Genomic DNA, 15,734 nt, shown 5'->3' on the forward strand with positions numbered 1-15,734 from the left:
CATTTCATTTTGAAATGGTCGTTTCTTGATTTTTCACCCTTCTCTCCGGCAACAGCTCTGCCAATTCTGCCTGATGGTCAGCAACGTAAGCTTTGGCTTCTTGGTTGACTGCTTTGATATCGGCGCCTTGTTGTTTGGCGGCGAAAATACAGCCGCAATAGCATTGGCGGTAGACATCGTATTCTTTGCACATTTCAATTGAGCGTTGGTAGCCGCTGTTTTTTTTGAAATCGCTGGGTAGATAGTTTGTGTTATAAATTTTTTGGATGTCCATGCCGATTTGATTGATTAAAGCACTGTTTTTTTTCGGCGAAATTGTCAGAGCTGAACCGAAGTAATCAAAGCCTAATTCGGCGGCTTTTTCGGCGGCTAAATCTAAACGCATATTAAAGCAAGCGGTGCAGCGTTCGCCGCCTTCTGGTTCTTTATCTAATTTGGCGGCGGTCACCATTTTAACGAATTCATTGGGTTTATACTCATCGACGATCAGCTGTACAGCATGATTAGTGTTGGCGTTGAAATCATCGATGAATTTTTTTTGAACTAAAACCCGCCGCTGGTATTCACTTTCGGGATGGATATTCGAATTAGCAAAGAAGATAGTCACATCAGCATATTCACATAAAAATTCTAAAGTATAGGTGCTGCAAGGGGCACAGCAGGAGTGCATCAGAATTTTAGGGCGCTCTTCATTTTTTTGCCAGTCGTTGATAACTTTGCGTAATACTTTATCGTAATTGACCTTTTGCATGGCCATTTTTTCTAGGACAGTTGTAGCATCTAACATGGTTTTGACCTCTTTTTCAGCGGAAAGTCTCCGCAACTAATTGTCCATATTATAACGAAGATTTTCTTTTAGGAAAAGAGTTGTTAAGAATTTTTTTCAACTTGCAATGATTATAAAAATGCTAAGAAAATGTAAGCCCTTTGACAACTGCCGTTATTTTTGCTAAGCTGAAATTAATTTTTATTTGGAGGTGATAGTCTAATGGACCCTGACGCCGAGACGTCGTTGTATGTTTTTGAAGTTCCTTATTTTTTAATCGAGTAGCAGGCAGCGGTGCGCATTTTTTTGCGGAGCGTTTATTTGTGTAGCTAAAAATTAAGAAATCAAGGAGTGTTTAAACACAATGAAGGAAGATTATCACCAGAGTATCAATCAATTGAAACAAGCTTATCAAGCAGAAAATTTTGAAAATGGACTAAGTGCTGAAGAAGCCGAAAAACGGCTAGCAGCGAATGGTCCCAATCAGCTGACCAGCGAAAAGACGCCAAAGTGGAAACTTTTTGTACGACAATTTCACAATATGATTATTTATATTTTAGTCTTAGCAGCCTTACTGACGATTTTGATGGGTCATTATTCGGATGCCGTGATTATTGGCTTAGTGGTTATTGCCAATGCTTTAATTGGTTATTATCAAGAAGCCAATGCCTCTGATGCCTTGGATAAAATCAAAGAAATGTTAGCGGCGAAAGCGACCGTTTATCGGGATGGTCAACGGCAGGATATCCCTGCTGAAGATTTAGTTGTCGGCGATGTGGTTTTCTTAGAAGCCGGCGATAGTGTGCCGGCGGATTTGCGGATTGTCGATGCCGATAATTTGCGAATTCAAGAGGCCTCTTTAACCGGTGAAGCAGACTCGTTAGAAAAGACAGCAGAGGATTTAGTTGGCGGAAATATTCCTTTGGCGGAACAATTTAACATGGCCTTTGCCTCCACTTCTGTGACCAATGGGAGCGGACTTGGCGTTGTTGCTGCGACTGCGGCTGATACGGAAATCGGGAAAATTTCAACGGAGGTTAGCCAAGTTAAAAAAGGCAAGTCACCATTGATGCGCCAAATTGATAATTTAGGTAAAGGCGTTTCTTATGTTGTCTTGGCTGCTGCTGTTGCTTTGTTCGCATTAGGTTTATTTTTTGAAACCTATTCCCTTTCGGTTTTAGCTTTAGCTGTTGTGACGATGATTGTCGGTTCGATTCCAGAAGGACTGCCGGCTACTACTTCAGTTATTTTAGCGATGGGCGTGAGCGACATGGCTAAAAACAAGCACACGATTGTGAAGTCTTTGCCGGCGGTGGAAACATTAGGCTCCGTCGATGTGGTTGCAACCGATAAAACCGGGACCTTGACGAAAAATGAAATGACGGTCAAAGACCTTTTGATTGATGACCATCATTATAAGGTCAGCGGCAACGGCTATGAGCCAGTCGGGAAAATTTCTGAGTTTGGTAAAGAACAGCCAATGACAGAAAAATTAAAATTATTCTTGGAGGCTGGTTTTGAAGCGAATGATACTTTGTTGTTTGAGGAAAATAAAACGTGGCAGATTAATGGTGAACCCACCGATGGTTCATTTTTAACCTTGTATCATAAAGTTTTTTCAAAGGCCCCAGCCTATGAAGAAATCGATATGCTGCCCTTTGATTCAGATTACCGCTATATGGCAAAATTAGTTCAGGGAACCACCGAAGATAATATTATCTTTATTAAAGGTTCGCCGGATAAATTATTGCCGATGGCCCAAGCTAGTACAGCGGACTTTGCCTTTGATAGCTGGGCCCAAAAAGTTCAGCGATTAACAGAAGAAGGTAAGCGGGTGGTGGCAGTCGGTTATCAGAAAGTGCCGACGGATGTTACAGAGATTACCCATGAATTATTAGCTGAAGGAATTCAATTTCTCGGTGTTGCCGGAATTATCGACCCGCCGAGGGAAGAAGTCATCAGCGTCTTAAAAGATATGCGGGAAGCCGGTGTCGAAGTTAAAATGATTACCGGTGACCATCCGACGACTGCTAAAACAATTGGAGAAAAATTAGGCTTAGCCAAAAATATCAAAGTCATTACTGGTCCTGATTGGGATCAGCTTTCTGAAACAGAGAAAGCTGAAACAGCAGTCAGTCACCAAGTTTTTGCCCGCACGACGCCGAAAAATAAATTAGAAATTGTTGCCGCTTTACAAGAGAGCGGCAAAGTCACCGCCATGACTGGTGATGGTGTCAATGATGCACCGGCTTTGAAGAAAGCCGACATCGGCGTGGCAATGGGTATTACTGGGACAGACGTGGCCAAAGATTCGGCGGATATGATTTTAGCCAATGATAGTTTTGCGACAATTGGGGTGGCCATTCGTGAAGGCCGCCGAATTTACGATAATATTAAAAAGAGTATTCTCTTTTTATTGCCGACTTCCTTTGCAGAAGGGCTAATTATTGCCTTCACTATTTTGATGCAGCGGGAAATGCCGTTGCAGGCGACCCAATTGTTGTGGATTAATATGGTCTCGGCGATTACGATTCAGTTTGCCTTTATTTTTGAACCGGCAGAAGCGGGAATTATGCAGCGGAAGCCCCGTAAAAATTCCGCCAACTTGATGAATCGCCATGATGTGATTCAGATGGCCTATGTCTCTATTTTGATGGCGCTGATTAGTTTGTTTGCCTATGAGTGGATTCTCGCCCAAGGGGTTAATCAGGTAACAGCTAGCACGATGATGGTTAATATTATGGTGATGAGTAAGATTTTTTACCTCTTTAATATCCGGACCAACAGCTTTGCCTTTTCAAAAGATTTTTTCAGCAACAAAATGGCCTTTGTTATCATTGCCATTATGCTGGGACTGCAATTGTTACTCACCTATGTACCGTTTATGAATCAGTTCTTCCACACGGAAGCGATGAGTTTGACGGAATGGGGCGTGACTTTAGTGGCCGGAGCGTTAATCTTGGTGATTACCGAAGCGGATAAATTTATTCGCCATAAATTCGGCAATCAAGAAGAAAAAGATTTGTATGCCAGTGAATGGCGTTAAGCTTTAAAGCCATTAGACAAAAATAAACCGCAGAAATTTTGCCTAGCTTTTTCAGCAACGGGCGAATTTCTGCGGTTTTTATTTAAAAAATTGCAGGATTGAAAAGCTCTTGGCGCAGGCTTTTCAATCCTGCGTTTATATTAGTCTTCACGATTAAATTCCCGCAGTAACAAGCGGTAGATGTAGAAAAAATTTCCTAAGAATACATAAAGGCAGCTTGCCAGTAACAAGCCGAGAAAGGTCCAGATTGGAAAAGGAAATGTTTTTAATAAGCTGCTGAACTCAGCGGCGCTCATCAAGCCCACCATGCTGCGGCGATATAAAAAATTGCCGATTGCTAAACCAATTGGCTGAGAAATTAATAGGTAACAAATGGATTGTAGAGCAAATTCGCAGGCAATTATCGAGGTCCGCTCGCCAAGAAAACTTTGAATTTCAAAATCCTCCTTTTGAATTTGGGCATATTGAATGGTGCTGCGTTTAGTATACACCGCCATCAAGACAAAAAAGCAAAAGGAAAGCAAGGTCGCCATAAATTTTGCCAGCTGAATTGGCAGTGTGTTACTGACGGATTGGACATCGAAAGAAGATTTTGCGGCAGCTGCCATGGAGTCTGCCTGCCAGTGACCGATGAAAGAGCTGTAAAGCATAAAGAAGTAGCAGAAGCTGCCGACGATGATTAATAATAAAATCGTACCTAGCTTGCCTTTGGTTCGCCACAGATTTTTGGCAGAATTTTCTAAAATGTAATTAATTTCCAACTTTTTCATCTCCTTTCATTTCCCTTACAAATAGCTTATCAAGTTTTGATTTTTATTGCAAATCCACATATGAAAAAAATTTATAAAAACAATCAAAATAAAGCATTAGTTTTATCATTCTACCTGTATTAAACTATTTGTGCAGAGTTAATGTGAAAAACATCACATTAACAAAAAAACGCTGGGAAAATTAAAGGGGTTCAGGACATGTTAAAAAACAAATATTTTTCAACGTCACTCGGTTTATACATGAATTATTTTGTACAGGGTATCCAAGCAATTATTATTTCACAGAACATCAATAACTTTGCTGAAAACTGGAACACCACAACGGCTGGCGTGATGGGCGTGATTGCCGCTACCGGAATCGGCAAAATTATCGTATTGCTTTTCTCAGGTATGTTAGCGGATAAATTTGGTCGCAAGCCGATTGCTTTAATCGGAATGATTGGCTACATTTGTTTCTTCGGCGGCTTAATTTTATGTAATAATTTAACTTTAGCTTATGTGGTGGCTTTCACAGCTGGGGCAGCAACTTCTTTCTTAGATGGGGCAACTTATCCTGCTTTGATGGAAATTTATCCGGACCGGCCAAGTGTCGCTTCTGTAATTGTCAAAGGTTTTATCGCAGCCGGCGGTGTAGCACCGTTGTTTATCAGCTTCTTGAGAGCGAATAATCTTTGGTATGGCTGGTCATTAGTTTTACCATTAGTCGTGGTTGCCGTGAATTTCATTTTCATGATGACTGCCAAGTTCCCAGATATTAAAGGAAAAGAAGTTGCCAAGGAAGAAAAGGCAGAGGAAGCCAAATTTGCCAGCAAACCGAAATTTTATCTGGAAGGCATTTTCTTAATGGCTTACGCCTTCTTTATCTTCGGTACTTTCTATTTGTGGCAACAAACATCAACTTTATACGCAGTTGATATTGTTGGCATGTCTGATGTGGCTTCTAGTAGTTTAGTGACAATTTATAGTTTAGGTAGTTTCATTGCAGTACTTTTAACTTCAGTTATCATGTCAAAAGGTATCAAAGATATCACCGTCATGATTGTGTACGGTTTAGTTGCTACTTTATTATTAGCGATGGTCTATCTGATTCCAAGCCAATTAACCTTAACAATCGGTTCCTTCGGTGTTGGTTTCTTCGCAGCTGGTGGTGTCTTGCAAATCGGTAATGCGATGTTGAGCCAGTTCTTCCCGGAAGGTAAAGGCCGCAACACCAGTCTTTACAATGTCTTTATGGCAGGTGCTTCTTATGTGGTGCCAGTTTTAGTCCAAACTTTAATGGCTGGCGACTTTACACGGGTCATGTTGTTAGCAGTAGCTTTTTCAACCGTTTGTTTTGTCCTAGCACTCTTAATCGGAATGCGTTACAGCAAAGTCTTCGGTGCCAAAATTGGCAATAAATTTGGCAAAACAGCCGATGCCAGTAGTAAATAATCTTCAAAAGAAAAGCAAAAATTAAGGAGCGTTTCACAATGACAATGACGTATACGAAAATCAAAGGAATCGATAAAGAGGTCGCCCGTGTTTCATTAGGAACTGGCTGGTTTGGCCCAGAAGATGAAGCTGTGATTTTTGATTTAATGGATGAATATGTTAAACAAGGCGGCAACGTAATCGATACAGGACGTTTTTATAATGGCGGCAAGTCCGAAACAATTATTACCAAATGGTTGAAGGAACGAGGCAATCGTGACGAGTTGATTCTTGTCAATAAAGCGGTCCATCATTATGTGGATGAAAACAATGTTCATTATCCAGACCAAAGCCGTGTTGCTGCGAAATACATTACCGAAGATTTAGAATTTTCTTTGAAAAATATGGGCGTAGATTTCTTTGACTTATATGTCTTGCATCGAGACGATGAATCCGTCCCTGTAGCGGAATTGATGGATCGTTTAGAAGAGCATCATCAAGAAGGCAAAATCAAAGCTTATGGTATGAGCAACTGGTCATTGGCTCGGGTCAAAGAAGCCGCTGAATATTGTAATGCTAAAGGCTATCAAGGAATTAGTGTCAACAGCCCGTCGTTTACTTTAGCTGATGTTGAAAAACCTCGCTGGGTTGGAACTGTCTATGCCGATGCCGATTATGTTAAGGCCAACGCTGATTTAGGTATCACTGTGATGAGTTGGGGTGCTCAAAGTGCCGGCTTCTTCGTTCCTTTATGGAAAGATATGAACGCCGATGCTCCACAAGATATTAAAGACGCCTTCTTCACAGAAAGAAACTTTAAAAAATTAGCTCGCGTCGAAGAATTAGCTGCGAAAAAAGGCGTGGAGCCAGTTAACGTTGCGTTAGCTTATGTTTTAGACCCTCGTTTTGAAGTAACAGTTTCGATTGGACCTCGTAATAAAAATGAATTACTTTCAAGCTTAAAAGCCTTAGAGGTTAGCTTGACTCCAGCAGAAATTGCTTATTTAGAATTAAAAGATTAAGACCTTTAATAGAAGACTTGCTCATCCTTTATCATGAAAGGAGTGCGAGTCTTCTTTATTTTATTTATCTAGAAGAAGTCTGACAGAAGCAAAAATTGAAAAGTGCTAATTTTCACAATGACGTTTTATATAATAGTAGGAATTTGTAAAGCAGTAGACTAGAAAACTTTCAGTTAGTTTTTAATAGCCGCAAAGCAGCTGCTGAAAAGCTTAAAATTATATATATTTTTTTATCACAAAGTAAGTGGCTGATTTTTGCGCATCTTTTTATAGCGCATTGAAAGAAGTAAAACTCAGCTGAATTAATTTTTTATTTTCGAGAGCCTTTTTTCTTCGACAACTTTTGCGTATAATGAGGGGTGTTTAGAAATGAGGCTAGTATGCAAAACTTAATTCCTTTATTAGAAAAAACTTTTGGTTATCGCAGTTTTCGCCCGGGACAGCAGGCGATTATTGAGAAAATCTTTGAAAAAAAACCAGTGCTGGGGATTATGCCCACTGGTGGTGGTAAATCGATTTGTTATCAACTGCCAGCACTAGCATTACCCGGTGTGACTTTAGTGATTTCACCGCTGATTGCTTTGATGAAAGATCAGGTGGACAGTTTGCAGGAAATGGGGATTGCGGCGGCTTATATTAATAGCAGCCTCAGTCAAGAACAATGGCAGCAGCGGATGCAACAAGCCCGCAATGGCGAATTAAAATTGCTTTATGTTGCTCCTGAACGTTTGGAGGCCGCATCTTTTCAACAACTGCTGGAAAGTTTGCCAATTGATTTAGTGGCGATTGACGAAGCCCATTGTATTTCCCAGTGGGGCCATGATTTTCGCCCCAGCTATTTAAAAATTCCTGAGCTGTTGCAAGGGTTACCAGCTTCTGCCAGCGTGGTGGCCTTAACGGCAACGGCCACACCGAAAGTGGCTGATGATATTTGCCAGCTGCTAAAGATTCCTGGAGAAAATCGTGTGCAAACTGGTTTTGCCAGAGAAAATTTAGCCTTTGAGGTTGTTAAAGAACAAAAGGATTTGTACTTACAAGAATATTTGAAATTAAATAAAGGGCAGGCGGGAATTATTTATGCCGCCACCCGCAAAGAAGTTGACCGTTTATTTTATATTTTAAAGGATGGCGGTTTTTCAGTGGGGCGTTATCATGGCGGCTTGTCAGAAGCGGAACGCTCAAATAATCAAGAAGCTTTTTTATTTGATCAAACGACGGTCATGATTGCCACCAATGCCTTTGGAATGGGCATCAACAAAAGCAATGTGCGCTTTGTCATTCACGATCAAATTCCCGGTAATTTGGAATCCTATTACCAAGAGGCTGGCCGTGCAGGTCGGGACGGTCTGCCAAGTGAAGCCGTTTTATTGTTCGCACCACAAGATATTCAAGTCCAGAAATTTTTTATTGAACAATCCCAAGGAACAATTGCCTATCAGCAGCAGGAATATTTAAAGCTACGGGAGATGGAACAATACGCCCATACTCAGGGCTGTTTGCAGCGCTATATTCTCCATTATTTTGGCGAGGAAGCAGCCGATTGCGGTCGCTGCAGTAATTGTTTAGACCAAAGGGAACAGTTGGAGATTACTTTAGAAACGCAAAAAATTCTTTCGTGTATTAAGCGCATGGGAGAACGATTTGGTAAAGGTTTAGTTGCGCAAGTTTTGACCGGTTCAAAAAATCAAAAGGTGCTGCAATGGCATTTTGAAACATTGCCGACCTATGGCTTGATGAAGGACTGGGGTCAAAAAGAACTGACCCAGCTGATTGATTATTTAACAGCTGAGGGTTATCTGATCCCCTCAGACGGACAATTTCCAACGTTAAAATTAGCCAACAGCGGGGTTGAAGTATTGAAAGGTCAGCGGAAAGTTTATCGCCGACAAGCACAAGTGCGGCAGTTGGTGGCGGATGATGCCTTATTTGAACGATTGCGGGAGCTGCGTTCAGATTTAGCCCAGCAGCAGAAATTGCCACCGTATATGATTTTTTCAGATAAAACCTTACGGGAGTTGGCGGATAAACAACCGCAAAACTCATTGGAATTTTTGGCCATCAATGGTGTTGGTCAAAATAAACTAGATAAATATGGCGCAGTTTTTATCGACTTGATTCAACAATCAAGTCAAACGGAATAAAAAAAATAGCAGTGAGTTTAGCTGAGTTGCTTGAAAAGTCAGTGTTCAAAATAAAAAATCAAAAAAAGTGCAGTGTCTAAAAAAGTTTGGCTTCATGAAAAGTTTTTAAGGACAGTGGACTTTTTTGATGATTTTAATTTTGCAAATCCTTAAGCTCTATTTAAGCCATCATCCTTATAGTCATGAAATAGAATAATTTTTAGAAAGAAGGCTTCCTGTGAAATTAAAACATCTAATTTTGGGTGGGGTAATTTTAAGTGGCTTAACGGGATTGGTTTTAGAGACTTGGTACAATGATGTTTTGGGATTAGCAGCAACAGTCGAAACCACTGAGACGACAGCAACAACAGCGTCAGAGGCAGCCACCGTGACCCAACTGGCGATTAGCAGTGAAGAAGACAATCAGGCATTAACGGATTATTTAGAAGACGTAGAGGAAATAATTTCAAGCTATGGCGAAAAAAGTGCTGGCGAGCTTTCAATCACCTATACAGATTTAACTAGCGGCGAAACAATTTCTTATAATGGGGAAACATTATATACCGCCGCCAGCACCACAAAAGTGCCGCTGGTGATGTATCTCAGTGATCAAATTGATGCCGGCGTCTTGTCTTGGGAGGATGTCATTTACTACGATGATAGTTATTACGAATCGGGAACAGGCACGATTCAATATGACCCGCAAGTAAGTTATACGTTGGCGGAGCTGGCCGAATTGGCGATTGTTGAGTCGGATAATATTGGCACCAATATGCTTTATGCTGCCTTAGGTGGTTATGATAGCACCCGCAGTGCCTATTATTTGAAATATTTAGGCGAAGACATCAGTCAAAATGAAAATCAAATTACCTCTGATGCGGCGGCGGAAATTTTAAGCTATCTCTATGAAGCAAGTGCCGATAATGACAATTATCAAACTCTGATTGAAAATATGCTAGCGACTGCTTTTTCTGAGCGCTTAGAAACTACTGAAACAACTGGTTCCGTTGCCCATAAAATTGGCAGTCTCGATAGCGATGTCCATGATATTGGAATTTTTTACAGCGAAGCCCCCTATATTGTGACTGTTTATTCTGAAGGGGTCTGCGACGCAGATCAGCTGATTGCTGAGTTATCTGATGAGCTGTGGGAATTGCAAACAACCAGTTATCCAAACTAAAAACAGCTGCCAAAACTGACAGATGAAGTGACTTCACGGTGAGACTTAAAAGCTAACTGTGAAGCTTGCTCCATAATGAAAGTTTGGCAGCTGTTTTCTTAATGTAATTCTTTGATTAATTCATTTTCGGAATTATCTTGGGCGTGTTTTTTACTCCGCTCAGGACTTTTCCAAGTGCCAGAGCCATGGCCCAAAATCGTTTTAATTGCTGGAACAAAAGTGGTGACAATCGTCAAAGCATTCATCATCCAGTAAAACAGCATATACAAAGGTGCAAAGAACATGTATTTTAATTTACGACCTCGGTCATCAGCCAGCAAAGCTGCAGCTAATTGGAAGAAGCCGGAAATCATTTCAAAAATGACAAAGACGAAGGCCATCGTAAACATGTGATAAATTCTTTCGTAATTGCCCATGCTCAAAAAGTAAAAGAAGAGGCCGATAAACCAAGCGGTAAAAATCCAGAAACAAAATGACCAGAGAATACTTAAGGTTTGATCGAGGTGCATAATGGTCCGGCCGATATTTCTAAAGGGATGCAGAAAAACTTTTTTAAAGTTAGTCAACCACACTTCCGTGCCGCCTTTGGCCCAGCGGCGGCGTTGCCGATAGAGCATCCGCATCGTTTCAGGGACTTCCATAAAGAACATAATTTGCGGAGCGAACAAAGATAACCAGCCGTCCATTTGGTGGTCCCAAGCAATACTGATATCTTCTGTTGCGCGGTCTTGCCGAAAGAGACCGACATCGACTAAAGCGTCTTTACGATACATTGTGTTGGCGCCGCTATAGGCATAGAGGCCACCGAAGACACCTTTTTGCGTCCGCTTGATAATGCCGACGATGCTGGAAAATTCCACCGTTTGCGATTTGGTAATTAGGCGACTGCGATTTTGCACATCCATATTGGCTGTAACAGCTGCAATATTGGTACTATCTTGGCGAATAAAATAATTGATGTAGCGATTCAAAGCATCTGGTTCAGGAACGGTGTCGGCATCGTTGCTTAAAATTAATTCGCCTTTAGCAAAACCAACACCGATATCAAAGGCATGAGCCTTGCCTTTATTTTTTTCAATGCGAATGACCCGCAGTTTATCATATTTTTCCATTAAGCGGGCTAAAATATTAGGGGTATCATCTGTGGAGCCATCGTCAGTGACGAGGACTTCGTAGTTTTCGTAATTTAATTTGGTCATCAAATAGTCGATTGTATTTTCAATAACGACTTCTTCGTTATGGGCCGGAACCATAATGGTCACAAAGGGTTCAATTTCAATCGGAATATCGTCCCATTTTTTTTGCCGATAGCGGAAGATAAACCGATAACAAAAAACACCGATAAACCATGAGAAACCGCCTAGAATTGGGTAGGTTAATAAAATTAAAAAGAGTAAGGTTAAAAAGATATCGATTATTTGATTGCCGGTATGAAACATCAGGTTCATAATTTCACCCCATTTTCTTTGTAGAGATCAGCGACAAAGTGCGTGTCAAGATTTTGTTCTTCTTTAACAGCATAGTATTTGACTGTGTGGCGATAGTCTTGACTGCCGAAGCGTTCGTTGTAGCTGTCGTTTAAGACTTGCCGGCGCTTAGCTAAACGTTGATCGTCAAAGGTGGTTTCCTTGCGCAACTGACCGCCGAAACGGTGATTATTCCAAAGAGTCAAACTGACATAGGTAATTAAAATAATGACAAATGAAATGGCTAAGAAAATAACTAAAAACATCAATGCCCGAATTTCTTCAGAATAACTGTGGAAATAACGGCTGATTTCTAAGTCAGGGAATAAAATTGGCACAAAAATCCAGATAAAAGGCAAGATAACGCCAAACCAACCAATCAGTGCAACCAGACTTTGAAAGATTTTTGTGCCCAGATGACCTTTTTCATAATACTTATCTTTGACTAAGATATGGGAAACATCTTCACGGGAAATTTTTTTCATTTTTCTTCACTCCTTTTGACTTCGTTTGTAATTTAAGCCCAAAATACAAATAAAGATATTAGTTTGCTTGCAGCAGTACAGGCTTTGACGGAAATTAAAGAAATCATAATGAATCCGCTCTTATATGACGAAAGTGTGAACAAAGGTGAAAGAATTAACCATAAACTTGTGACAAATAAAAAAATCCAACGGCAGCCGAGGTTGTCGTTGGATTTTTTTATTAAGAAGCGGCTTCTTCAGCGGAATCTGCTTTTAAAGAGAGGTAAGCCAGCTCCTTGTCAGTGAGTTTTAAATCAAGGGTTTGAATGCAAGAGTCAAATTCTTTGCGGCTGCGACTGCCGATAATCGCTGCCGGTTTAAAAGGCTGGCAGAGGACATAGGCTAAAGCAATATTGATGCTGTCCACTTGATATTTTTTAGCTAAAATTTGACAGCGGCGCAATTTTTCAAAGTTTTCATCACTGAAAAAGGCGTCTTTAATATCTTGCTGTGCATTTTCATCATAAATATCAGCAAAAAATCCATGGGCTTGTGCAGCCCAGCTAAACAACGTCACATCTTTACCATTGTGCCATTGAGCATAGGCATCATCTGCGTAAACGCAACCTGGCCAACGGGTTTTCTTAACCGTTGCTAAAGAATAAGATGGATTATTGACGGACAGGCCTTGATAGCCTTTTTTATGGCAATAATTTACGGCATCCTCAACTCGCGATAATTCCCAGTTCGAAACACCATAGGCCGTAATCAAGCCTTCTTTGCGATGCGCTTCTAAACAATCCATAATCAATTCCACCGGAACATCGGGGTCATCACGATGCATTAAATACAAATCAAAATGATCACAACCGGTTCTTAACAGGCTGCTGTGTAAATCATCGGTAATTAAATCAGGTTTTACCCGCCAATATTCAGGGTGATGAGTCCCGTCTTCAGTGATAATCGGATGGCAGGCTTTATCCATAATAATTAATTGCTCTCGATTGTCTCGGGAATCCAGCCATTCTTTTAAAATTAATTCCGCCCGGCCAGCGCCGTAAAAACGGCCGGTATCAATCACATTGCCGCCGACTTCCACATATAAGTCGAGCATCTTAAAAATTTCTTCCCGCACATCTGCGCCAATGCCAAACCAAGCGGTCCCCATAATCATTCTTGAAATCGGTTGTTCAATTCCTTTGACTGTAATATATTCCATTTACTTATCCTCGTTTCTTTAAAATTTGACGAACCAATGCAACTAAAATTAAACCAAAGACTGCAACTGCTGCAGCTACATAAAAGACTGTATGATAAGCAGCCGTTCCGGCACTGGCATCCACAAAGCGGGCCGCAATTTGCGGACCAAACAAAGCACCGACTGAGTAACCGAAAAACATAATGCCATAATTGACACCAGAAAACTCCATGCCAAAGGTTTTAGCTGTCAGCGGTGGGAAAACCACTAACACTCCGCCAAAGGACCAGCCCAAAATAATTAAAAAGAAAATAAAGACGGGCAATGAATAAGCAAAGCTTAAACCGATTAAGGCGACAAAAGTTAGCACAAAGATAAGGGCTAGTGTTGGCAGCTCGCCCCATTTATCACAGAGCTTGCCGATAATCAAACGACCACAAAGATTTGAAATTAAATTTACAGCCACTAAATTGGAAGCCGCGATAGCGCTCATGCCTAATTGGGTTTGTCCGATGGCCGATAACGAACCAATCATCATGATGCCAGCAGTACAGGCAACGGAAAAAAGGAGCATTAGCAACCAAAATTGTAAAGTCGAAACCATTTCCTTTGGTGAAAAACTTTTTCCTGATGGATTGCCTTGAGCCGTTTGCTGAGTGAAATTTGCTGGCTGCCAGCCTTTTTCCGGCAGAGACATTTTCCAACCAACCGCCCAGATGACAATCAGATAAGCAACGCCTAAATACATTAAGCCTTGAATTCCAAAGGCGTCACATAAAATGGCACCGGCTCTAGCGGTAACTAGCGGACCGACGGATGCGGCGCAGAGTAAAACACCAGACATGGTGCCGCGTTTTTCCGGATACCAGCGCAAAGCTGTGTTTAATGCGGGATTATACAACAATCCATTACCGGCGCCGGCGACAAAGCCGCAGGTGATGTAAAGCATCGGAATGCTAGTAGCAAAGGCTGTCGCAAACCAACCTAAACCAAAAACTAAACCACCGACATACATTAACTTTTTGGGACCGGACTTATCGACAATCCGTCCTGAAATAATGCCGAAGAGAGCCATGAAAAATTGATAAATAGTTAAGGCGAAGGCGACCTGAGCAGCATCACCTCCCGTTGCTTCTTGAAGCGGAATCGAAAAAACGGAAAAGGCCGCTGAAGCCGAACAAACAAAGATGACAAAAAATGCGGCGACAAAAACGATTTTTCGAACTGATAATTGCTGTTGCTGGGTGATATCCATATTGTTTCACTCCTTGTGTTTTATTTCACAATTAGCATAACTTTTTTCTGACGGCATAACCAATACTAATTTTTAGTAAATTCATAGAGAGTATCTATTGATGTGGTATACTGAAAAAAAGTTCAAATTATTTTAGGAGGCGGCAGATGAATTACAATCATTTAAAATATTTTAACGCCTTGGCGGCAAACGGCAACGTCACAGAGACGGCAAAAATTTTACGAATCAGCCAGCCTTCCTTAACCTATGCGATTAAACATTTAGAAATGGATTTAGGTTTTTCCTTATTTGAAAAAGTTGGCCGCCACATTCAATTAACTAAAGCCGGAGAAAAATTTCATAAGGTAACAGAACAAGCCATCGCTGCTGTCGATCAGGCGGCTGTCAATTTGCAAGAAGCAGAGCAATTAGCAGCTCAACAATTAAATATCGGCATCATCCCCACGTTGGCCAGCAGCTTTATGCCTAAAATGTTGCGGGCTAGTCAAAAAGAAAATTTTGCAACGGAGAATTATCATATTTTTCATGGCTTTACCAATGAAATTATTGCTAAACTGGAAACTGGTGATTACGATGTAGGTTTTTGTTCAAAAATCGCTGATGAACGTCTGGAATTTTTTGAAGTCGAGCGTCAGTATTTTGCTTTAATTGCTAACCAAGATTTTCCCTTGAGTCAGTATTCTATAGAAGAATTATTTCAACAACCACTAGTTACCTATCGCCAAACTGTCCCGATTGGCCAAAACGCCCATCAAGTATTGCACAGCTACAATCCTCATCCACAGATAGTAGCAGAAATGGATGACGAAACTTCGATTGGCGGCTATGTGATGGAAAATCCAGTGATTGCCTTGGTGGCGGATACTTCTTTATTGCGGCAATTTGATTTGCATAAATTTATTTTGCCGGATGAGGATAGGTATCACAGTGTATATTTGACGGTCTTAAAGGAGCGTCTTGCCGAAACTAAAATCAAACAGTTTGTCGATTTTACAAAAAAATTTATTACTGGTAGTTAAGAAAAAGGAGTAGATGCA

At 40.9% G+C, this 15,734-nt stretch carries 12 protein-coding genes; 6 read left to right on the forward strand and 6 right to left on the reverse strand.

What is annotated here, in order from left to right; genetic code table 11:
- Positions 1-4 precede the first annotated feature (4 nt).
- Positions 5-787 (reverse strand): epoxyqueuosine reductase QueH, encoded by a 783-nt coding sequence (locus tag ACYSNU_RS05695; RefSeq protein WP_461736231.1) that lies wholly within the window; start codon positions 785-787, stop codon positions 5-7.
- Between the two features lie 343 nt (positions 788-1,130).
- On the opposite strand from ACYSNU_RS05695, the gene ACYSNU_RS05700 reads away from it, so the two are divergent.
- Positions 1,131-3,812 carry an HAD-IC family P-type ATPase gene (locus ACYSNU_RS05700; RefSeq protein WP_461736232.1) on the forward strand — a complete coding sequence of 894 codons (2,682 nt, stop codon included), beginning with the start codon at positions 1,131-1,133 and terminating at the stop codon, positions 3,810-3,812.
- A gap of 140 nt (positions 3,813-3,952) precedes the next feature.
- Here the strand turns inward: ACYSNU_RS05700 and ACYSNU_RS05705 are convergent, their stop codons facing one another.
- The gene (locus tag ACYSNU_RS05705; protein WP_461736233.1) at positions 3,953-4,573 is read right to left on the reverse strand and encodes a hypothetical protein; all 621 of its coding nucleotides are present in this window, start codon (positions 4,571-4,573) and stop codon (positions 3,953-3,955) included.
- 207 nt (positions 4,574-4,780) lie between these two features.
- On the opposite strand from ACYSNU_RS05705, the gene ACYSNU_RS05710 reads away from it, so the two are divergent.
- From ACYSNU_RS05710 to ACYSNU_RS05725, 4 genes are all read left to right on the forward strand, one after another.
- Positions 4,781-6,013, forward strand: coding sequence for an MFS transporter (locus tag ACYSNU_RS05710; RefSeq protein ID WP_461736234.1), 1,233 nt, complete (start codon positions 4,781-4,783; stop codon positions 6,011-6,013).
- 38 nt (positions 6,014-6,051) lie between these two features.
- Positions 6,052-7,014, forward strand: coding sequence for an aldo/keto reductase (locus ACYSNU_RS05715; protein WP_461736235.1), 963 nt, complete (start codon positions 6,052-6,054; stop codon positions 7,012-7,014).
- Between the two features lie 380 nt (positions 7,015-7,394).
- Entirely contained in the window at positions 7,395-9,155 is a 1,761-nt protein-coding gene (gene recQ / locus ACYSNU_RS05720) for a DNA helicase RecQ (protein WP_461736236.1), read from the forward strand.
- Between the two features lie 217 nt (positions 9,156-9,372).
- The gene (locus ACYSNU_RS05725; RefSeq protein WP_461736237.1) at positions 9,373-10,314 is read left to right on the forward strand and encodes a serine hydrolase; all 942 of its coding nucleotides are present in this window, start codon (positions 9,373-9,375) and stop codon (positions 10,312-10,314) included.
- A 98-nt stretch (positions 10,315-10,412) separates the two neighbouring features.
- Here the strand turns inward: ACYSNU_RS05725 and ACYSNU_RS05730 are convergent, their stop codons facing one another.
- The 4 genes from ACYSNU_RS05730 to ACYSNU_RS05745 all read right to left on the reverse strand — a co-directional run bounded on the left by ACYSNU_RS05730 (position 10,413) and on the right by ACYSNU_RS05745 (position 14,697).
- Positions 10,413-11,762 carry a glycosyltransferase family 2 protein gene (locus ACYSNU_RS05730; RefSeq protein ID WP_461736238.1) on the reverse strand — a complete coding sequence of 450 codons (1,350 nt, stop codon included), beginning with the start codon at positions 11,760-11,762 and terminating at the stop codon, positions 10,413-10,415.
- Positions 11,759-12,265 (reverse strand): cell division protein, encoded by a 507-nt coding sequence (locus tag ACYSNU_RS05735; protein ID WP_461736239.1) that lies wholly within the window; start codon positions 12,263-12,265, stop codon positions 11,759-11,761. Before ACYSNU_RS05735 ends, ACYSNU_RS05730 begins: the two co-directional genes overlap by 4 nt.
- Positions 12,266-12,485: 220 nt before the next feature.
- Positions 12,486-13,463, reverse strand: a complete 978-nt coding sequence (locus tag ACYSNU_RS05740; protein ID WP_461736240.1) for an aldo/keto reductase — start codon at positions 13,461-13,463, stop codon at positions 12,486-12,488.
- Between the two features lie 4 nt (positions 13,464-13,467).
- Entirely contained in the window at positions 13,468-14,697 is a 1,230-nt protein-coding gene (locus ACYSNU_RS05745) for an L-lactate MFS transporter (protein ID WP_461736241.1), read from the reverse strand.
- 146 nt (positions 14,698-14,843) lie between these two features.
- On the opposite strand from ACYSNU_RS05745, the gene ACYSNU_RS05750 reads away from it, so the two are divergent.
- Positions 14,844-15,716 (forward strand): LysR family transcriptional regulator, encoded by an 873-nt coding sequence (locus ACYSNU_RS05750; protein WP_461736242.1) that lies wholly within the window; start codon positions 14,844-14,846, stop codon positions 15,714-15,716.
- Positions 15,717-15,734: the final 18 nt, after the last annotated feature.

The organism is Enterococcus sp. LJL120 (genome assembly GCF_054871765.1).

Bases quoted from the DNA above. Each gene is read 5' to 3' on its own strand.
- ACYSNU_RS05710 (WP_461736234.1), top strand. From the start codon at position 4,781: ATGTTAAAAAACAAATATTTTTCAACGTCACTCGGTTTATACATGAAT.
- ACYSNU_RS05695 (WP_461736231.1), bottom strand. From the start codon at position 787: ATGTTAGATGCTACAACTGTCCTAGAAAAAATGGCCATGCAAAAGGTC.
- ACYSNU_RS05745 (WP_461736241.1), bottom strand. From the start codon at position 14,697: ATGGATATCACCCAGCAACAGCAATTATCAGTTCGAAAAATCGTTTTT.
- ACYSNU_RS05700 (WP_461736232.1), top strand. From the start codon at position 1,131: ATGAAGGAAGATTATCACCAGAGTATCAATCAATTGAAACAAGCTTAT.
- ACYSNU_RS05735 (WP_461736239.1), bottom strand. From the start codon at position 12,265: ATGAAAAAAATTTCCCGTGAAGATGTTTCCCATATCTTAGTCAAAGAT.
- ACYSNU_RS05730 (WP_461736238.1), bottom strand. From the start codon at position 11,762: ATGAACCTGATGTTTCATACCGGCAATCAAATAATCGATATCTTTTTA.
- ACYSNU_RS05715 (WP_461736235.1), top strand. From the start codon at position 6,052: ATGACAATGACGTATACGAAAATCAAAGGAATCGATAAAGAGGTCGCC.
- ACYSNU_RS05750 (WP_461736242.1), top strand. From the start codon at position 14,844: ATGAATTACAATCATTTAAAATATTTTAACGCCTTGGCGGCAAACGGC.
- recQ (WP_461736236.1), top strand. From the start codon at position 7,395: ATGCAAAACTTAATTCCTTTATTAGAAAAAACTTTTGGTTATCGCAGT.
- ACYSNU_RS05740 (WP_461736240.1), bottom strand. From the start codon at position 13,463: ATGGAATATATTACAGTCAAAGGAATTGAACAACCGATTTCAAGAATG.